Raw genomic sequence first — 18,581 nt, 5'->3', positions numbered from 1 at the left:
AACACCCTGGTAACTCCCTGACAAACCAAGACTTTTCAGTCTCATCACCGCCGGTGCGCTTGGCGTCCCCCGGCAGCGGATGCGTACTTTACGGATTACCCCCGGCCTTGGCAAGGGGTTTTTCCGATTTTTCAAAAAAGCATCATTTGAGCGTCACACGGGCGTAACGTTTCTTGCCTGCCTGAATGACATACTCCTTACCGGTAGCCAGCATAGTGTCGGGTGCGACCGACTCACCGTCGACCTTTACGCTGCCGTTTTTCAGCATGTCTTTGGCCTGAGCACTGTTCTTGGTCAGTCCCGAGCGATTGAGCACGGTAGCGATAGGGGCAGACTCGGCGCCTTCGAAGTCGACCTCAACTTCGGGCAGGTCATCAGGAAGTTCACCTTCGGCTAGCTGATTACCCGCTGACTTATGCGCGTTGGCGGCGGCTTCCTCACCGTGATAGCGCGCAATCAACTCACGGGCGAGCTCCATTTTGACGTCGCGCGGGTTGGCGCCCTGCTCGATGCTTTGCTTGAGCGCGTCGATCTCTTCGTTGCTCTTGAGCGAGAGAAGCTCGAAATAGCGCCACATGAGGCTATCGGGCATCGACACCAGCTTGTTGAACATCACGCCAGGTGCCTCATCGAGACCGACGTAGTTGCCCAATGATTTGGACATCTTCTGTACGCCGTCCAGCCCTTCGAGCAGCGGCATGGTGATGACCACCTGGGCTTCCTGACCAAAGTGCTTTTGAATCTCGCGCCCCATCAAGAGGTTGAATTTCTGATCGGTGCCCCCGAGTTCGATGTCCGCTTCCAGCGCTACCGAATCGTACCCCTGGACGAGCGGATAGAGGAATTCGTGAATCGAAATCGACTGGTTGGCCTTGTAGCGCTTCTCGAAGTCGTCGCGTTCGAGCATGCGGGCAACGGTGCTTTGCGCGGCGAGCTCGATCATTTTGGCTGCCGTTAGCTCGCCAAACCACTCGGCGTTGAAGCGCACCTCGGTTTTCTCGGGATCCAGGATTTTAAATACCTGGGCTTTATAGGTCTCAGCGTTGGCCTTGACCTCGGCTTCGGTAAGCGGCTTACGCGTGACGTTCTTGCCCGACGGATCACCGATACGCCCGGTAAAATCGCCGATCAAGAAGATGACGGTATGTCCCAGGTCCTGAAACTGGCGCATTTTGGTCAGCAGCACGCTGTGGCCCAGGTGCAAGTCGGGCGCGGTGGGATCGAACCCTGCCTTGATGCGCAGCTTACGGCCGGAGGCGAGCTTCTTCTTGAACTCATCTTCGACCAAAATTTCGTGCGTGCCGCGCGTGAGTAGCGCCAGCGCCTGATCCACCTCGCTCATCGAGCCTTCTCCCTCAATTTTGCCTGCGCCTGCGAGCGCTTGGTTACACGTTGACCGACGATGTTACCATGCCACTCGGTTTTGGTTGAGTCTGCCGAGGTGGGCGCTTTCAAGCGATTCACTGTGTTAAAGGAGAAAACGCGATGCCCCACCCTGCCCACCGCACTGACGACGCCTCAACGAATGCCTCCGGCCTCTACGTTGGGTTGATGTCGGGCACCAGCCTCGATGGCATCGATGCGGCGCTGGTCAACATCGACGCGCACGGACGCCCCGTACTTTTAGGCCATCATGCCGAACCCATGCCGAGCGAGCTTCGTCAGCGCCTATGGGCGCTTTGCCACGCTAGCTCAGCGGGGTTTGACGAGTTCGCCGCAGCCGAAGACGCCTTTTGCGCCCTTCAGGCCAAAGCGGTGGCGACGCTGCTGGCAAACGAAGGCATCGATACCACTGAGATCGTGGCTCTTGGCAGTCACGGCCAGACCATCGAGCACGCCCCAAACGGCCACGCTTCCACGGCCAATGCCCCGTCCTATACGTTGCAGCTGGACAACCCTAGCCTTTTGGCCGAGCTTACCGGCTGCACGGTAGTCGCCGATTTTCGCCGCCGCGATCTTGCCGCAGGCGGACAGGCGGCACCGCTTGCGCCCGCCTTTCACCATGCCCTATTCGCCGACGACCAGCGCCACCGCTTGATTCTCAACCTAGGCGGCTTCGCCAACGTGACCTCGCTGCCACCCAATGGCGGCGAGGTCATCGGTTTCGACAGTGGCCCCGCCAACGCCCTACTGGATGCCTGGTACGCGCGCCACCACGACGGCCACTTCGATGCCGAAGGTGCCTGGGCCGCCCAAGGACGAATCGACTATGCACTTTTGCGCCGCATGCTCGACGACGCCTTCTTTCACCAGCCGCCGCCGCGCAGCACCGGGCGCGAGCACTTTCATCTCGACTGGTTAGCCCAGCACCTTCGCGGCGATGAACGCCCAGTAGACGTTCAAGCCACACTTGCCGAACTCACCGCTGCAAGCGTGGCCGATGCCGTTGCCCTCTTGGGGCTGGGCACGCAAACGCTCGAGCTCATCGCCGCTGGCGGCGGGGTTCACAATACCCACCTCATGGCACGCCTTCAGGCGCGCCTGCCTCAGGCATCACTCACTACCCCCGATGCCTATGGCTGGCCTGGCGATTGGATCGAGGCGGGCGCCTTTGCCTGGCTCGCCTACCGCCGTTTGCAGGGGCTGCCCGGCAATCTGCCAAGTGTCACTGGTGCGCGCGGGCCTCGCTTGCTCGGCGGTGTCTATGCCGCCTGAGAGTCACCCACGCGCATTGCTTTGCCGAGCGTGGCCGCAGTTCGGTACTATCGCTTCTCTTTTCTCCTGCATTTGTCGTTTGCCCTGAGGAGTCGCCATGTTCGATGTCGCCCTTCCCGAGTCCCTTGCCACCGCACGCGAGCGCCTACACCGCGCCCTGGAGCACGCTGGTCGGCCGCTCGACGATGCGCTGCTTCTGGCAGTGAGCAAGACCAAACCGGAAAGCGCAGTACGCCAGGCACACCAGCTAGGCCAGCGCGATTTCGGCGAGAACTACCTACAAGAGGCACTCGACAAACAGACGGCCCTCAGCGAACTCGACGATATCGTTTGGCATTTCATTGGCCCGCTGCAATCCAATAAGACGCGCTCCGTGGCCGAGCGCTTTGCCTGGGTACACAGCGTCGATCGCCTCAAGATCGCCCAACGCCTGAACGAGCAGCGCCCGGCAACACTAGCGCCGCTCAACGTCTGCTTGCAGGTCAATATCAGCCGAGAGCCGAGCAAGTCGGGCGTAGCCCCAGAAGAGACGCTGGCCCTGGCGCGCGAGATTCTAACCCTGCCGCGCCTACGCCTGCGGGGGCTAATGGCGATTCCCGCCCCGGCCGAGTCGATGGCACAGCAGCAGGCGCCGTTCGCTGCCCTGCGTAAGCTGCGCGACGAGCTGCAGGCAAGCCTGCCCGAGGCTCTGCTTGACACCCTGTCGATGGGTATGAGCGATGATCTTGAAGCCGCCGTGACAGAAGGTGCCACCATCGTCCGCCTGGGCAGCGCGATCTTTGGCGCCCGCTGAGGGCAGTGCCTAGCAAGCCGCCAGCACCAGACAACGACACCATTTACGAGGGAGACGACACCATGGAGAAGCAGATCACCTTCATCGGCGCGGGCAACATGGCCAGCGCCATCATCGGCGGCCTCGTCGCCAGCGGCGCGGCACCTGCCACTATCACCGCCACCGCGACCCGCGAGTCGACACTGGCGCCGCTTAGTGAGCGTCTCGGCATTCAAACGACCACCGATAACCGTACCGCCGTAGCTAGCGCTGACATCGTCGTTCTCGGCGTCAAGCCCAAGGTGATGCGTCAGGTGTGCCAAGAGATTGCCGAGGTAGCGCAGACGCATCGTCCGCTGATCGTCTCCATTGCGGCAGGGCTCGAGGTTGCCTCGATCGACGCCTGGCTCGGAGGCGGTCATGCCATCGTGCGCTGCATGCCCAACACGCCCTCGCTGGTTGGCCAGGGCGCCAGCGGCCTGTATGCCAACGCCGCCGTAAGTGAGGATCAGCGCGCCGCCGCCAGCGCGCTGATGGCCGCCGTCGGCCTAGTCGAATGGGTCGATGAAGAGCGCCTACTCAACGCCGTGACCGCCGTCGCGGGAAGCGCCCCGGCCTACTTCTTCTTGATGTTCGAAGCCATGGAAGCCGCCGCCGTGGCGCTTGGCCTGCCCGCCGCCACGGCGCGGCGCTTGGCGATCCAAACCGGGCTAGGCGCCGCCACCATGGCCCAGGCAAGCGATAAGGACCCGGCCACGCTCAAGCAGAACGTAATGTCGCCTGGCGGCACCACCGAGCGCGCCATCGCGCACATGGAGGATGCCAAAATGCGCCAAATCGTTCAGGATGCCATGCACACCTGCGCCCAGCGCGCCGAAGAGATGGCCAAGGAGCTCGGCACGCCCTAGCGGGCCGCTTGGCGCGTATCCACCACCCTCTCTTTCTAACGTATTACCAACATATCACCGCCACACTACTGCGCCCTGACGCACGAGGAGTCACACCGATGGGGAATCAACTGGGCAGCGCCGGGTTATCGTTGATCAATTTGCTGATCAACCTTTACCTCTTCATGCTGATGCTACGTTTTCTGCTGCAGGCATCGCGCGCCGATTACTACAATCCGCTCAGCCAGTCCGTGGTCAAGATCACCCAACCCGCCGTGGGTCTTTTCCAAGGCTTTTTGCGCCCCATCAACGGGCGCTACGACTTGGCCACGCTAGCAGCAGGCTTCGTGCTCAAGGTCGGCAGCATCGCGATCATTTTCGCGCTGTTCGCCAATGGCCTGCCAAATCTTGCCCATCTCGCCATCGCCGGGGTAGCCGCGCTCGCCAACGCCATTCTCAAGATCTACTTCTTCGCCTTGATCGTGATGATCATCCTGAGCTGGGTAGCGCCGAACGCAAGCCACCCAGGCGCGCTTTTAGTCATGCAACTGGTCGAGCCGATCATGGCGCCAGTGCGTCGGATCATTCCGCCGCTGGGCATGATCGATCTGTCGCCCATCGTCGTTTTCATCGCCATCAACCTGCTGGATAGCCTGGTCGTCGGGTCGCTGATTCGCGCCGCCGGCCCCGCTGGCTGGTTCGTCGGCCTGTGATCACCAGGACAACACGCAAGTAGAACGGGACCCACGCCTTCGATGCCTGACTCTGACACTCTCGCCTACGCCGACCGCCCCGCTGGCTCCGTAGGCTTGGTCACGCCCCATATCGCTAAATTCGATACCCCACTGGCCCTGGCCTGCGGCAAGGTGCTGCCGGAATACGAGCTGATCTACGAGACCTACGGCACGCTCAACGCCGAGCGCAGCAACGCTGTGTTAATCTGCCACGCGCTCTCCGGCCATCATCACGCGGCGGGCTACCACAGCGAAGAGGATCGCAAGCCTGGCTGGTGGGACGCCCACATCGGCCCCGGCAAGCCGATCGACACCAACCGCTTTTTCGTCATTGCGCTCAACAACCTCGGCGGCTGCCACGGAAGCACGGGGCCGGTGAGCCACAACCCGGCCACGGGGCGCCAGTGGGGTCCCGAGTTTCCGCTTGTCACGGTCAGCGATTGGGTCAATAGCCAAGCGCGCCTGGCCGATTACCTCGGCATCGAGCGCTTTGCCGCAGCGGTAGGCGGAAGCCTTGGCGGCATGCAGGTGCTGCAGTGGGCGATCACCTACCCCGAGCGCGTAGCCAATGCGGCGATCATCGCCGCCACGCCACGGCTCTCGGCGCAGAACATCGCCTTCAACGAGGTCGCCCGCCAGGCGATTCGCTCCGACCCCGAGTTCTTCGATGGCTGGTATGCCGAACACGACACCGTGCCCAAGCGCGGGCTCAAGCTTGCACGCATGGTCGGCCATATCACCTATCTTTCCGAAGACGCCATGGGCAGCAAGTTTGGTCGTGATCTGCGCAGCGACGATCTTAACTTCGGCTTCGACGTCGAATTCCAGGTCGAGTCCTACCTGCGCTACCAGGGCGACGCCTTCTCCACCGCCTTCGACGCCAACACCTACTTGTTGATGACCAAGGCGCTGGACTACTTCGACCCAGCCGCCGCCTTTGAAGGCGATCTGGCCCAGGCGCTGGCCCCGGCGCAGTGCCCGTTTCTGGTCATCAGCTTCACCACCGACTGGCGCTTTCCGCCTTCGCGCTCGCGCGAGCTGGTGGACGCACTCACCCAGGCGGGCAAGCCAGTGAGCTATGCCAACATCGCCTCACCCCACGGCCACGACGCTTTCTTGCTGCCCGAGCCGCGTTACGAGGCCCTGTTTAGCGCCTTCATGACGCGCATCGCCCGCGATCTCGAGCTCGATCCAGACCACGCCACGCAGGGGGTTGCATGATGCGCGCCGATCTCGCACTGATTTACGATTGGGTAGCCGAAGGCGCCCACGTGCTCGACCTGGCCTGCGGCGACGGCGTTCTACTCGACACCCTCGCCCAGCACAAAAAAGTGACCGGCTACGGTCTCGAAATCGACCCTGACGGCATAACCGCCTGCGTTGCGCGCGGGGTCAGCGTTATCGAGCACAACCTCGATGACGGCTTAGGCTGTTTTCAGGACAACAGCTATGACCTGGTCATCATGACCCAGGCACTGCAGGCCCTGCGCCGTCCCGACAAGATGCTCGACGAGATGCTCAGGGTCGCCAACGAAGGCATCATCACCTTCCCCAACTTTGCCTACTGGCGCCACCGCATCCACTTGGGCCTACGCGGCTACATGCCAGTTTCCAAGTCGCTGCCCCACGCCTGGTACGACACCCCCAACATCCACCTCTCGACCTTCAACGACTTCGAGCACCTATGCCAGGAGAAGGGGCTGGTCATCGTCGATCGGGCGGTGGGCGTGGGTAACCAGCGCGGCCACTGGAGCTCGCGGCTGTGGCCGAACCTGTTCGGCGAGATCGCCATCTTCCGCGTTAGGCGACGCTAACCCGCACCGGTAGTCGCCGGTCAAGCGCAATGCTCACCGGCACGCCCGTTGCCCACTCCACGCGGGTGCCAAAGGCCATCACCTCGACGCCCGCCGCCGTCGCCGCTTGAAGCCCTGCGGCATAGGCGGGGTCGATATGCGCGGCGGGCGCCACATCATTGATGCCCTCGTGAGCGACGCAAAACAGCAGCACTGCCCGCTCGCCTTTGCGCGCCAGCGCTTCGAGCACGTGAAGATGTTTCAAGCCACGTGCGCTAACCGAGTCGGGAAAATAGCCGTGGCCATCGCTCTCCTTGAGCGTCACCTGTTTGACCTCGATATAGACCCGCGCATTGGGCGCTTCACTAAGCGCTCGCGCATCGTGTGGCTGCTGTTCCAAGACGAAATCGAGCCGCGCCTCACCGACACGCACCTCGCGACGGCAGTGGGCATAGCCCGCCAAGGGCGCGAGGCTGCTTTGGCTAAGCGCCGCCTCGACGATGCGGTTGGTCCGCCCGGTATGTACCGATACCGGCGCGGTTCTGCCATTGGCCTCTGGCAGCTCGATCAGCTCCCAAGTCCAGGCGAGCTTGCGTCGTGGGTTATCGCTGGGCGAAAGCCACACCCGGCAACCCGGCACGTTGACCGCCTTCATCGAGCCGGTATTGGGACAGTGCGCGACCACCTCACGCCCGTCATCCAAACGCACCTCGGCGAAGAAGCGCTTGTAGCGTCGCACCAGCGTGCCCGCTACAAGCGGCGGGTAGGCCAGCGTCATAGCCGCGCCACGAAGCGGGTAAGACGCGCAACCGCCTCCTCCAGCCGGGCGACATCGTTGGTAAAGGCGATGCGCACGTAGCGCTCACCGTCGCGCACGGCAAAATCGATTCCCGGCGTGATCGCCACGTTCTCCTCCTGCAGCAGGCGCTCGCAGAACGCTTGGCTATCGTCGCTGTAGCGCGAGATATCGAGCCATAGGTAGAAGGCGCCCTGTGGGGGCAAGTCGGGCGCAAGGCCCAGCGTGGCGAGTCCTTGCATGAGCACGTCGCGCCGAGTTTTGAACGTCGCCCGGCGTGCTTCGAGCAGCTCACGACACTCTGGAGTGAAAGCCGCTAGTGCCGCGTACTGCGCAGGCGTAGAGGCGGCCAAGAAGACGTTTTGGGCCAGCCGCGAAAGCGGCTCCACAGCGGCCTCGGGCGCGACCAGCCAGCCCAGGCGCCAGCCGGTCATGCCGAAGTATTTGGAGAAGCTGTTGACCACGAAAGCACTTTCGCCAAGCGCCAGCGCCGAGGTCGGCGCCTCGTCGTAGTTGAGCCCTTGATAGATTTCATCGACCAGGAGCTGGCCGCCGCGCGACGCGACCGTCTGCATCACCGCGCTCAGCGCCGAGGCGCTCAACGTGTGGCCGGTAGGGTTGGAGGGGGTGGCGAGCATGGCTAGGCGCGTCTCCTCGCGCCAGTGGCGCGCGATGAGCTCGGCATCGAGCTGCCAGCCGCTCTCGCGCGCGACGGCCACGGTATCGATCTCGGCTCCGGCCAAGGCCATGAAGTGGCGATTGCAGGGGTAGTTAGGGTCGGCCATCAGCACCCGATCGCCGCTGCCCACCAGCAGTTGGCTTGCCAACAGCAGCGCCCCGGACGCCCCCGGCGTGACGACGATGCGCGCCGGGTCGACGTCGGCCGCGAAGTGCTCGGCGTAGTGCTTGGCAATCGCGACTTTGAGCGCTGGCAGGCCAGTGGCCGGGGTGTAGCGGGTACGCCCCTCGGCTAGCGCCTGCTGCCCGGCGGCGATGATGGGCGCAGGGGTAGAAAAGTCGGGTTCGCCCACCTCCAGGTGAATGACGTCGTGGCCCTGGGCTTCGCGCGCCTGGGCCATCTCCAGCAAGTGCATGACACGAAAGGGGGCGACGCGATGCACCCGCGTATTTCCAATCATTGACGCTCCTCGGCTCGGGTCCCAAAGGTAGGCAGCATACTCTTATAGCCTCTAGGAACATGGTCTAAGACTCACTATTATGCTTGCAACGGCGCCGTCTTTCAGCTAAACAAGCATCCCTTTGGCGTGAGATCGTGAGACGAGTTTCATGGTCGATCAGCAGTCACTTACGTAAGAGGCAGTCCCATGCCAGTAGCGGAAAAGAAACCGGAAGCTTCCAAGTCCTTCGTCCCGTACGAGCCTGCAGCGGGCGAAGAGTATATGAACGAGCGCCAGCTTGCGCATTTTCGCCAGCTGTTGCTGGACTGGAAACAGGACCTCATGGAAGAGGTGGATCGCACCGTACGCCACCTGCAAGAAGACGCCAGCAACTACGCCGACCCTGCCGACCGCGCAACCCAGGAAGAGGGCTTCAGCCTCGAACTGCGTACCCGCGATCGCGAGCGTAAGCTGTTGAAAAAGATCAACGAGACTATCGAGAAGATCGACGAAGACGACTACGGCTTCTGCGAAGCCTGCGGCGTCGAGATCGGCATTCGCCGTCTGGAAGCACGCCCAACGGCAACGCTCTGCGTCGACTGCAAGACGTTGGCAGAACTCAAAGAGAAGCAGCTCGGCGGCTAAGCCCTTGGCGCCCACCGCATGACCGCTTCCGTAACGGGCACCCCAAGGTGCCCGTTTTCGTTTCGCCGCCAAGGACTTTCCATGCCGACCATCCCGCCCGCTGCTAAGCACCGCCTCTATCGCGGCCGCTTCGCGCCCACCCCCTCCGGCCCGCTGCACTTCGGCTCGCTGGTAGCGGCGCTGGGCAGCTACCTGGACGCCCGCGCCCAGCAGGGGCACTGGGGCGTGCGCATCGAAGACATCGATCCACCGCGCTGCCCGCCGGGCGCCGACGCTCTCATTCTGACCCAGCTCGAACGTTTCGGCCTCACCTGGGATGGCGAGGTTAGCTGGCAGTCGCAGCGCAACGACGCCTACCAACACGCGTTGGAACGCCTCGTGGCTGAAGGGCTTGCTTACCCCTGCAGCTGTTCGCGCAAGCAGTGGGCCGACTCCCCCATCTATCCTGGTTGGTGCCGCAGCGGCCTACGCGAGCCCGGCAAGCCCGTCGCCTGGCGACTGCGCAGCGACCTCGGCCCCCGCCCGGTAAGCTGGGACGACCGCCTCTTCGGGCTCACCACCTTTGATCCCGCCACCCTCGGTGACGTCGTGCTCAAGCGCAAAGAGGGCCTCTGGGCCTACCAACTAGCGGTGGTGGTAGACGACGCCGAGCAGGGCATTACCGACGTGGTACGCGGCGCCGACCTGCTCGACAACACGCCCTGGCAACTGCAGCTTCAAACGGCCCTGGGCGCCTTACACCCGCGTTATCTTCATCTGCCCTTGATCGTCACCGCCAGCGGGCAGAAACTCTCCAAGCAGAACCTGGCGCCACCGCTTGCCGAGGACGCCGAGGGCGTTCGTCGCGAACTTTATCGCGCCCTGGTCGCGCTCGACCAGGCGCCGCCCAAAGCGCTTGCAGCCGAGCCCCCCAAAACCCAGCTCGCCTGGGCGATCGAGCAATGGGACGCCGCCAAACTCGTAGCGCGCATGGAACGCGCGCTCGAAGAAGAGAGCTGAAGCCAAGGGAGGCGAAAGGAGATCCGCGATGTACGTCTACCGCTTGATGCTGTTTCTGGTATTTGGGGGCTACCTGCTCTCGCCGCTATTGATGAGCGGCTGGGGTGACCCCAGCGCGGCCTGGTACCGCCCTTTCGTCATCTGGGGTGGGCTCATCGCCCTTACCCTGTGGCTGGAACAGAAAAGGAAGCTCGATGAGCGTTGAACTTCTCGGCGTACTGCTCTTGGGCGGCGGCTATCTAGGGCTCTTGTTTCTCTGCGCTAGCGCGGTCGAGCGGGGCAAAGTGTCCATTCGCGTACTGCGCCACCCTATCGTCTACACCCTGGCACTCGGGGTCTATGCGAGCGCTTGGGCGCTCTATGGCAGCCTCGAATTCGCTGCCGAAGCGGGGTTTGGCTATCTCGCCTACTATCTGGGTGCGGCTGGCGCGTTCTTACTCGCTCCGGTGCTATTGGTGCCTATTCAGCGCATCACCCGCACCTATCAGCTCTCTTCGCTAGCCGACCTCTTCGCCTTTCGCTTTCGCTCGCGCTGGGCGGGCACGTTGGTTACGCTGATCAGCGCCCTGGCGGTGCTGCCGCTGCTCGGCATTCAGGTACAGACCCTCGGTGGCGCGGTCAGCCTGCTCACCCAAGGCCAAGCGGGTAGCAGCGTAGCACTCGTGTTCTGCGCGCCCATTGCCGCCTTTGCCATTCTCTTCGGCACGCGCCACGCCCACGCCCGCGCGCAGCCCGACGTGCTGCTCAGTACGCTCGCCGTCGAGTCCGTGGTCAAGCTCGCGGCGATGCTGGCGCTTGGTGGGCTTGCGCTGTGGCTCGTCTTCGATGGCCCGGCATCGTTACAGCAGTGGCTCGAAGGGCCGGGGCTCGCCGCCCAGGTAGCGACCACCAAGCTCGACCCGGCGCACTGGCGCACGCTTTTGCTGCTTTTTTTCGCCGCCGCCTTTTTGATGCCGCACCTGTTTCATATCACCTTCGCCGAAAACCTGTCGCGCCACACCCTGCTCCAAGCGAGCTGGACGCTGCCGCTGTTTCTGCTGCTGATGGCGCTGCCGGTACCCTTGATCTGGTGGGCGGCCCAGGCGAGCCAGGGCGACGTGCCGCTGGCGGCCTACGCCGCCTATTTCATCGATACCCACTGGTGGATCGGTGCCATTGCCTTTATTGGCGGCTTGGCAGCCGCCAGCAGCACCATGATCGTCATTGCGCTTGCGCTGTCGGGCATGGTGCTCAACCACATCGTCCTGGTGGCGCGCCCACCCGAGGCCCATAGCGATCTTTATGGTTGGCTGCTGTGGCTACGCCGGGGGTTGATCGTCGCCGTGGTCGTGAGCGGCTGGCTGTTCGATCAGTGGCTCAAACATAGCGCCGTGCTCACCGATTTGGGGCTGACCGCGTTCGTGGGTATCGCCCAGTGCCTACCCGGCATGCTAGCCCTGCTCTACTGGCCGGGCGCCAACCGCACGGGCGTGGTCGTGGGTTTGCTTGGCGGCGCGATCATCTGGCTCTGGGGGCTGTGGCTACCGCTGGTTACCGGCGTAACGCTGCCGCCGCTGCCCTATGCGCTATTCTTACCCCCCGATTCACCGCTGTGGTACCACACGGCACTGCTCTCACTGGCCGTCAACATTCTGCTCCTGATCGTCATTTCGCTGTTTACGCGCACCTCCGAAGGCGAGCGCTCGGCCGCCGAGGCCTGTTCGGTGGATGCGGTGATTCGCTCCAAGCGGCTACCGCTGGAGGCGGCGACCGCCGCCGACTTCACCCCGCACTTGGCCCAGGCCATTGGCGACGAAGCCGCCACCCGCGAGGTCGCTCGGGCGATGAAGGCGCTGCGCCTGCAGCCAGAAGAGCGGCGCCCCTACGCCCTGCGCCGCCTGCGCGACCGCCTTCAAGCCAACCTTTCGGGGCTGATGGGCCCATCGGTTGCCCGCGACATCGTCGACCGCTACCTGCCCTACCGCCACGACGACGCCCCGGCCACCGACGACATCCACTTCGTCGAGAGCCGCCTGGAGGCCTACCGCTCGCGCCTGACCGGCCTTGCCCGCGAGCTCGATGGGCTGCGCCGCCACCATCGTCAAACTCTGGCGCACTTGCCGCTGGGCCTGTGCGTGGTGGGCGATGACGACGAGGTCGTGATGTGGAACCAGGCGCTGTCGCAGCTTTCCGGCATTGGCGGCGACAGCGTCATCGGCTCGCGCTACGACAACCTGCCTGCCCCCTGGCCGACGCTTCTAGCCCGCGTGCTCGGCGCCACCCAGGCGCCGCTCTACAAGCAGGCGGTGACTCTGCACGGGCGCGACTATTTCCTCACCCTGCACAAAGCCGTATTGGATGGCCACGACAGTCGGGGCGGCAGCGTCATCCTGGTCGAGGATCACACCGAAATGAAATGGCTGGAAGAGGAGCTTGCGCACGCAGCGCGCCTGGCGTCCATCGGCCAGCTCGCCGCCGGTGTCGCGCATGAGATCGGCAACCCCATCACCGGTATCTCGTCGCTGGCCCAGAACCTGCGCTACGACACCGAAGACCCGGCGCTTTTGGAAACGGCCGATCAGATCCAGCAGCTTACTCAGCGCGTCACCCGCATCGTCAACTCGCTAGTGGGCTTTGCCCACGGCGGTCTGCCTAGCGCCGTGCTCGATGCCCCGGTGGATTTGGCGTTGATCAGCGCCGAAGCGCTGCACTTGATTAACCTGGCCCGCTCGGGCGAGGATGTGACGCTGATCAACACCTGTCCCGAAGGGATCATCGTGCGTGGCGACGGCCAGCGGCTCACCCAGGTCATGGTCAACCTTCTAAGCAACGCTCGCGACGCCTGTAGCGCCGGTGATGAGATCGTGATCAGCGCTGGCACTGGGGAGCATCAGGCCTGGTGGCGAGTGACCGACACCGGACGCGGCATCGCAGCCGACGTGCGCGAGCATCTTTTCGAGCCCTTCGTCACCACCAAGGCGCCCGGCGAAGGCACTGGGCTTGGCCTCTCGCTGGCCTATCAGATCGTCGCCGAACACCAAGGTAAGATCGAGGTGGCTTCGCCACCGCCGGACACGCCCTGCGGCACCGCCATGACGCTATGGCTGCCGTGTCATCAACAGGATGCCTCGAACGCCCATGCCCAGGATTCTCATCGTTGAAGACGAAGCCATCATCCGCAGCGCGCTGAAGCGTTTGCTGGAGCGGCACGATTATCAGGTCGAGGAGGCGGCGAGTGTCGAGGCCTGCGCGCCCTTAGAGCTCGCCGCTTTCGATCTCATCATCAGCGACCTGCGCCTGCCCGGCGAGCCGGGTACTGCACTCATCCAGGCAGGGGCCCCCGTGCCCGTTCTGATCATGACCAGCTACGCCAGCATGCGTTCGGCGGTCGATGCGCTCAAGCAGGGTGCGGTCGACTACGTGGCCAAACCCTTCGATCACGCCGAGCTGCTGGAGACGGTCGAGCGCATCCTGCATCAGCAATCCGTACAGCACGCCGAGCCGCCGGAGATCACCGTGGGCGGCGAGCGTCGCCCGACGATGATCGGCGACTGCCACGCCATGCAGGTGGTCTACACCCGCATTCGCAAGACCGCCCCGGCCGACGTCACCGTGCTGATCCAGGGCGAGTCGGGCACCGGCAAGGAGCTCGTGGCGCGCGCCATTCATCAGCAGAGCAAGCGTGTCGATGCACCGCTAATCTGCGTCAACTGCGCGGCCATCCCCGAAACACTGATCGAATCCGAACTCTTTGGCCACGAAAAAGGCGCCTTCACCGGCGCCAGCGCCGCGCGTACGGGCCTAGTGGAGGCCGCCGATGGGGGTACGCTGTTTCTCGATGAGATCGGCGAGCTGCCGTTAGACGCCCAGGCGCGTTTGCTACGCGTATTGCAGGAGGGGGAAATCCGTAAGATCGGCTCGGTCGAGACTCGCCACGTCAACGTCCGCCTGATTGCCGCTACCCACCGCGACCTGCGGGCACTGTCGAAAAGCGGCGACTTTCGTCTCGACCTCTACTACCGCCTCAACGTCATGCAGATCGAGCTGCCGCCGCTGCGCGAGCGCGAAGACGACGTACTCCAGCTCGCCGACGTGCTGCTCGACAAGGCGTGCCAGCGCCACGACCGCCCCGGCCTTCGCCTGTCGCGAGCGGCGCGCCAGGATATCCGCGACTACCCCTGGCCCGGTAACGTGCGCGAGCTGGAAAACGCGCTGGAGCGCGGCGTCATTCTCGCCGAAGGTCATCTGATCCATCCCGACGACCTGGGGCTTGGCCCTGTCACGCCTCGCCCGCGCCCGGCCAACGCCACCGCTACGCCAGAAGCCCTCGACGGCGAGAGCCTCAATGAAGACGACCTCTCGCTGGAGGACTACTTTCAACACTTCGTTCTCGAGCACCAAGAAAGCATGAGCGAAACCGAACTGGCACAAAAGCTCGGCATCAGCCGCAAGAGCCTTTGGGAGCGCCGCCAGCGCCTGGGCATTCCACGCAAGAAGAGCAGCCGCCGCCCCTAAATAAACGTACGGGGCGCTAAAAACTCAGCCTCGTTTCAAAGCCCCTAGCTGCCATTCTATCGCCCCACACGGTAGCGCTGCGACCATGGTCCAATAGCTCCAGACGGTAAAAAACGATCCATCTTCATAGCGCAAAATGCGGTGTTACCGTCCCACACAACGCTGCCCTGTGCATGCCTCAAAATGGGTAACACAGCGGCTTTCCAGGGTGTACCCATGCTCGCAAAAAACACATAAGAAATTGAATTAAAAATGAATAAAAAGAAATGGCATGCGCTCTGCAATATTTATAGCAAGAAGAACAAGCTGGGCTCGGCGGCTTCAATAACAACAACAAGATTCAAGCGCCTCCCCTTCGGTCACAACAAGAACAACAGGTCCGAAGCGAGACAACGGCACCAACAAGAACAACAGGCCCGGATCTCATCGCTTGCTGACACTGGGATAGCCATGGCTAACCAGTGGGCGAACAACAACAAGACAGCAAGCTGTCCCACGATAAGGACGCGACGTACGCAAGGCACTGCGCCCCAACAACAATAACGGCAGTGAAGGCGTGCACCCCGGAGCCAACAACAACTCACCGGGGAGAAAAAGTTCGCGGTTGGATTATTGTTTTGAATACGAGGCGGTCGGAAATAACGTACGCCGTACGCGTTTACTGACTGTGGTGCGTATTCAGGGCGATGCGCCATCATGAAGAAAAATAGCAGCAGGGATGCTGGTCGATGGCCCAATGAGCATGGGCTCAGAAGGTGATCGATAAGTTGCTTGAATTGCTTATCTTGTATAGGGGAGGCCCATTTGGCCTCCCCTTTCTGCGTCTAGTGCCAGCACGTCCCCGCGTTATGCGTTTCAGCCAACGCCACGAGCGCCGTGGTCTTGGTATAGGCGGCGGCATTGACGATCAACGCCTCACCCATGAGTAGATTGCGCGTTTCGAGCCGTGCACGAAGCCCGGTGTCAATGATCTCCTCGAAATCGGCGTTGTGCGCCAGCGACAGTACCCGGCGGTGCATCTCGATTCCACAGTAGGCCAGGGCGTCTTCACGAATCTCATCGAGTAGCGCTTGGCAGGCGACATCGCTGGCATGCTGTTGATCTTCGAACAGCGTCTGGGGAAAGAGAATCCCGCGCCGCTCAGTTTGCCAGAGGCGCTGAAACTCGGCGTCGAAGCTATCAAGACAGGCGGCGATCACCTCTAAAATCCAGCGCTGGTAAGCCGCAAGCTCGTCGGCGCTGCGGTGAGCGGGCTGACTGAAGTAGGCCATCAAGAAGTTGGCGACCGCCATGCCGAGATCGAAGGCCATGGGGCCATACTGGGAGAACTCGGGGTCGATGATGCGCACGCTCGCATCGGTCGCCATGATCGAGCCCGAATGCAGGTCACCGTGAAGCATGGTTTCGGTGTTGGCGGTGAACTTCATCAGCATCCGCTGTGCCTTGGCCTTGAGCGCGACGTTGCCGCGCAGGCGCGCTACGACCGCGGAAAGCTCCGGGGTGTGATGGTTCATCTCGGCGTCGTAATACGGGTCGGTGAACACCAGCGATTCGGTAATGGCGGGAATCGCCACGTTGCCCGAGAAGAGCCCGACATCGGCCTTCTTCTCCGGGCTTGGCAGCGAAAGCTCCGAGCCGCGAAAGGCCGTCTGCGCGCAGAAACGCCCCAGGGTCTCGCCAAGCTCGGCCACGCGCTCGCCCTTGATTAGCTTGCGGCGCAAAATGACGTGCGGGTAGAGATACTCCATTACGATCAGCGCCTGAGGCTTGTCGAAGTAGAACACCTCCGGCGCCACGCCCGGTGCGTAGCGCGCCTGACGCACCAAAGCGTAGTACTCGTAGTGAGCGCGGTAGAGCGGCAAACGCCAGCTCTCGCCCACCATGCGCACGTAGGGCAGCGCCTGCTTGACCACGACCGCACCCTGAGTGCCTTCGACGATGAACACCAGATTTAAATTGCCGTCGCCGACTTCACGGATACGCCAGTTGGCCGGATCTCCCCCCACGCGCTCGCTTACCGCGGGGATATCGCCTAGGCGTACGCCCAACGTCTCGACGCTCAAGGCGACATAGTCGCTGGCGCGTTGGGTATCGTTGGTCGCCTCGCCTGCCGTTGTGCTCTCGCGGCGCGAGGTATTTTGGCTCTCCACTGGGCTTTGCCCGGGACTCTGCCCTGAACTCTCCACTATGCGCTCCTCGTTCTGTAAGCTCGTTATCGGAACTCGTTGTAAAAGCTGTTCAAAATTCAGGCGTATTTGGCATACCGGTAAGGCAATGTCAAACCTCGCAGCGAAGAGGCCACCTTTGGCATGGTTTATGTCGATGACATGCAAGCACGACGCGGGCGTTTCACGCTCTGTCATATGCTCGCCGATAGCGACGCCGAACTGAACGCCATGGCCGCTCGGCTGGGCATCGATAGGCGCTGGCACCAATACCCAGGCTCCCCCAAGAGTCATTACGATATAAGTCTAGAGGATCGCGCCCGCGCCATCGCCATGGGCGCCCAGCCCGTGGGCCGACGCGAGGTGGCGCTGCTGCTCAAATCACGCCGTCAAAAGGCCAATAGATACCAGATCGGCGTCAAACACGACGGGCGGTGAGTAGCGCTTTTATTCGACCTCCTGGATCGCGAAAACGCTGTCACGTGACTGTAAGGAAACGTTCGTAGGCTAGGCGGACCTACCGCTATGGAGCCTCTTCCATGTTCGAACGTTCGCTCTCAACTGCCATTGCCCTTGCCGCCCTCATGCTGTCCGCCAGCGCCTCGGCCGAGACCCTCAGGCTCTATACCAGCCAGCCCAATAGTGATGCCCAACAGACGGTCGACGCTTTCCAGGCTTCCTATCCCGATATCGAGGTAGAGTGGGTGCGCGACGGCACCTCGCGGTTGATGACCCGCCTGCGCTCCGAGCTTGCTGCGGGTGTAAGTAGCCCCGATGTGTTGCTGATCGCCGATAGCATGACCATGGAGTCTCTCAAGCAAGAGGAGTTGCTACAGCCCTACGCGAGCCCCGAGCGCGACGCCTACGACCCCGAACTCTTCGACGCCGACGGTTACTACTACGGCACAAAACTGATCACCACCGGCATCGTCTACAACACCGGCGCGGAAGAGCGCCCGACGCGCTGGGCAGATCTGCTCGCTCCCGAATACGCCGGGCTCGTTACCCTGCCAAGCCCGCTCTACTCGGGGGCAGCACTGATTCACATGGCGGCCATCGAAGCCGACCCCGACCCCGACCTCGGCGATGACTACTACGCGGCACTCCACGCCAATCGCGCCGAAGCGCAAAGCGGTAACGGTGGCGTCTTCAACGCCGTGGCGGCGGGTACCAAGCCTTACGGCATCGTGGTCGATTTCCTGCCCATTCGTGAAGCCGCCAAGGGCTCACCGGTCGCGTTCGTCTTCCCCGAAGAGGGCGTCAGTGCGGTAACCGAGCCGGTCGCCATCATGGCCGGTGCCGAGAACATCGATGCGGCGCAGAAGTTCGTCGATTTCGTGCTCTCGCAAGAGGGTCAGGCGCTGGTCAGCCGTCAGGGCTACCTGCCCGCGCATCCGGACGTCGCCCCGCCCGAAGGCTTCCCGGCGCGCGACACTATCGAGCTGATGCCGGTAGACATCGCCACGGCACTGGACGGCGAAGAGGCCATGAAGCAGCGCTTCAGCGACCTGTTCGGCGGCTGA

At 62.8% G+C, this 18,581-nt stretch carries 17 protein-coding genes; 13 read left to right on the top strand and 4 right to left on the bottom strand.

The features are described from left to right. Positions 1-142 precede the first annotated feature (142 nt). Positions 143-1,342: a tyrosine--tRNA ligase gene (tyrS, locus tag LLY24_RS18135; protein WP_259037725.1), complete on the bottom strand. Its 1,200-nt coding sequence runs from the start codon at positions 1,340-1,342 to the stop codon at positions 143-145. 143 nt (positions 1,343-1,485) lie between these two features. On the opposite strand from tyrS, the gene LLY24_RS18130 reads away from it, so the two are divergent. From LLY24_RS18130 to metW, 6 genes are all read left to right on the top strand, one after another. Then, positions 1,486-2,655 (top strand): anhydro-N-acetylmuramic acid kinase, encoded by a 1,170-nt coding sequence (locus LLY24_RS18130; protein ID WP_259037724.1) that lies wholly within the window; start codon positions 1,486-1,488, stop codon positions 2,653-2,655. A gap of 97 nt (positions 2,656-2,752) precedes the next feature. After that, a complete protein-coding gene (locus LLY24_RS18125) occupies positions 2,753-3,448 on the top strand; it encodes a YggS family pyridoxal phosphate-dependent enzyme (protein ID WP_259037723.1) in 696 nt (231 codons plus the stop codon). Positions 3,449-3,510: 62 nt separating this feature from the next. After that, complete coding sequence (gene proC / locus LLY24_RS18120) at positions 3,511-4,335, top strand: pyrroline-5-carboxylate reductase (protein WP_259037722.1); 825 nt, start codon at positions 3,511-3,513, stop codon at positions 4,333-4,335. A gap of 98 nt (positions 4,336-4,433) precedes the next feature. Further along, complete coding sequence (locus tag LLY24_RS18115; protein WP_259037721.1) at positions 4,434-5,027, top strand: YggT family protein; 594 nt, start codon at positions 4,434-4,436, stop codon at positions 5,025-5,027. A 42-nt stretch (positions 5,028-5,069) separates the two neighbouring features. Continuing rightward, on the top strand, positions 5,070-6,269 hold the full coding sequence (gene metX / locus LLY24_RS18110) for a homoserine O-succinyltransferase MetX (protein ID WP_259037720.1): 1,200 nt from the start codon (positions 5,070-5,072) through the stop codon (positions 6,267-6,269). Beyond that, complete coding sequence (gene metW / locus LLY24_RS18105) at positions 6,269-6,862, top strand: methionine biosynthesis protein MetW (protein ID WP_259037726.1); 594 nt, start codon at positions 6,269-6,271, stop codon at positions 6,860-6,862. Before metX ends, metW begins: the two co-directional genes overlap by 1 nt. Here the strand turns inward: metW and sfsA are convergent. Together sfsA and LLY24_RS18095 are read right to left on the bottom strand one after the other, a co-directional pair. Beyond that, the gene (gene sfsA, locus LLY24_RS18100; RefSeq protein WP_259037719.1) at positions 6,849-7,619 is read right to left on the bottom strand and encodes a DNA/RNA nuclease SfsA; all 771 of its coding nucleotides are present in this window, start codon (positions 7,617-7,619) and stop codon (positions 6,849-6,851) included. The two genes, metW and sfsA, sit on opposite strands and share 14 nt — an antisense overlap. Beyond that, on the bottom strand, positions 7,616-8,776 hold the full coding sequence (locus tag LLY24_RS18095; RefSeq protein ID WP_259037718.1) for an aminotransferase class I/II-fold pyridoxal phosphate-dependent enzyme: 1,161 nt from the start codon (positions 8,774-8,776) through the stop codon (positions 7,616-7,618). The genes sfsA and LLY24_RS18095 overlap by 4 nt, the downstream gene beginning before the upstream one ends. A 186-nt stretch (positions 8,777-8,962) precedes the next feature. Between LLY24_RS18095 and dksA the strand changes: the two genes are divergently transcribed. From dksA to LLY24_RS18070, 5 genes are all read left to right on the top strand, one after another. Further along, positions 8,963-9,400 (top strand): RNA polymerase-binding protein DksA, encoded by a 438-nt coding sequence (gene dksA / locus LLY24_RS18090; protein WP_259037717.1) that lies wholly within the window; start codon positions 8,963-8,965, stop codon positions 9,398-9,400. An 81-nt stretch (positions 9,401-9,481) separates the two neighbouring features. Further along, positions 9,482-10,399, top strand: coding sequence for a tRNA glutamyl-Q(34) synthetase GluQRS (gluQRS, locus tag LLY24_RS18085; protein ID WP_259037716.1), 918 nt, complete (start codon positions 9,482-9,484; stop codon positions 10,397-10,399). Between the two features lie 28 nt (positions 10,400-10,427). Further along, on the top strand, positions 10,428-10,604 hold the full coding sequence (locus LLY24_RS18080) for a hypothetical protein (protein WP_259037715.1): 177 nt from the start codon (positions 10,428-10,430) through the stop codon (positions 10,602-10,604). Then, positions 10,594-13,539 carry an ATP-binding protein gene (locus LLY24_RS18075; protein WP_259037714.1) on the top strand — a complete coding sequence of 982 codons (2,946 nt, stop codon included), beginning with the start codon at positions 10,594-10,596 and terminating at the stop codon, positions 13,537-13,539. Before LLY24_RS18080 ends, LLY24_RS18075 begins: the two co-directional genes overlap by 11 nt. Beyond that, positions 13,517-14,893: a sigma-54-dependent transcriptional regulator gene (locus tag LLY24_RS18070; RefSeq protein ID WP_259037713.1), complete on the top strand. Its 1,377-nt coding sequence runs from the start codon at positions 13,517-13,519 to the stop codon at positions 14,891-14,893. Before LLY24_RS18075 ends, LLY24_RS18070 begins: the two co-directional genes overlap by 23 nt. Before the next feature lie 824 nt (positions 14,894-15,717). Here LLY24_RS18070 and mtnK read toward each other — a convergent pair. Further along, entirely contained in the window at positions 15,718-17,079 is a 1,362-nt protein-coding gene (gene mtnK / locus LLY24_RS18065; protein WP_259037712.1) for an S-methyl-5-thioribose kinase, read from the bottom strand. A gap of 123 nt (positions 17,080-17,202) precedes the next feature. On the opposite strand from mtnK, the gene LLY24_RS18060 reads away from it, so the two are divergent. Both LLY24_RS18060 and LLY24_RS18055 read left to right on the top strand, forming a co-directional pair. Further along, on the top strand, positions 17,203-17,496 hold the full coding sequence (locus LLY24_RS18060; protein ID WP_259037711.1) for a DUF4031 domain-containing protein: 294 nt from the start codon (positions 17,203-17,205) through the stop codon (positions 17,494-17,496). Positions 17,497-17,597: 101 nt separating this feature from the next. Further along, positions 17,598-18,581, top strand: coding sequence for an ABC transporter substrate-binding protein (locus LLY24_RS18055; protein ID WP_259037710.1), 984 nt, complete (start codon positions 17,598-17,600; stop codon positions 18,579-18,581).

Origin of the sequence: Halomonas dongshanensis (assembly GCF_024790395.1) — a bacterium.
GTDB lineage: Bacteria > Pseudomonadota > Gammaproteobacteria > Pseudomonadales > Halomonadaceae > Vreelandella > Vreelandella dongshanensis.
This window is presented reverse-complemented; position numbering and strand designations above follow the sequence as displayed.

Excerpts from the sequence above, each read along its gene's own strand:
- dksA (WP_259037717.1), top strand. The coding sequence starts at position 8,963 with ATGCCAGTAGCGGAAAAGAAACCGGAAGCTTCCAAGTCCTTCGTCCCG.
- sfsA (WP_259037719.1), bottom strand. The coding sequence starts at position 7,619 with ATGACGCTGGCCTACCCGCCGCTTGTAGCGGGCACGCTGGTGCGACGC.
- LLY24_RS18125 (WP_259037723.1), top strand. The coding sequence starts at position 2,753 with ATGTTCGATGTCGCCCTTCCCGAGTCCCTTGCCACCGCACGCGAGCGC.
- LLY24_RS18075 (WP_259037714.1), top strand. The coding sequence starts at position 10,594 with ATGAGCGTTGAACTTCTCGGCGTACTGCTCTTGGGCGGCGGCTATCTA.
- gluQRS (WP_259037716.1), top strand. The coding sequence starts at position 9,482 with ATGCCGACCATCCCGCCCGCTGCTAAGCACCGCCTCTATCGCGGCCGC.
- metX (WP_259037720.1), top strand. The coding sequence starts at position 5,070 with ATGCCTGACTCTGACACTCTCGCCTACGCCGACCGCCCCGCTGGCTCC.
- metW (WP_259037726.1), top strand. The coding sequence starts at position 6,269 with ATGCGCGCCGATCTCGCACTGATTTACGATTGGGTAGCCGAAGGCGCC.
- LLY24_RS18080 (WP_259037715.1), top strand. The coding sequence starts at position 10,428 with ATGTACGTCTACCGCTTGATGCTGTTTCTGGTATTTGGGGGCTACCTG.
- tyrS (WP_259037725.1), bottom strand. The coding sequence starts at position 1,342 with ATGAGCGAGGTGGATCAGGCGCTGGCGCTACTCACGCGCGGCACGCAC.
- proC (WP_259037722.1), top strand. The coding sequence starts at position 3,511 with ATGGAGAAGCAGATCACCTTCATCGGCGCGGGCAACATGGCCAGCGCC.
- LLY24_RS18070 (WP_259037713.1), top strand. The coding sequence starts at position 13,517 with ATGCCCAGGATTCTCATCGTTGAAGACGAAGCCATCATCCGCAGCGCG.
- LLY24_RS18055 (WP_259037710.1), top strand. The coding sequence starts at position 17,598 with ATGTTCGAACGTTCGCTCTCAACTGCCATTGCCCTTGCCGCCCTCATG.
- LLY24_RS18095 (WP_259037718.1), bottom strand. The coding sequence starts at position 8,776 with ATGATTGGAAATACGCGGGTGCATCGCGTCGCCCCCTTTCGTGTCATG.
- LLY24_RS18130 (WP_259037724.1), top strand. The coding sequence starts at position 1,486 with ATGCCCCACCCTGCCCACCGCACTGACGACGCCTCAACGAATGCCTCC.
- LLY24_RS18060 (WP_259037711.1), top strand. The coding sequence starts at position 17,203 with ATGGTTTATGTCGATGACATGCAAGCACGACGCGGGCGTTTCACGCTC.
- LLY24_RS18115 (WP_259037721.1), top strand. The coding sequence starts at position 4,434 with ATGGGGAATCAACTGGGCAGCGCCGGGTTATCGTTGATCAATTTGCTG.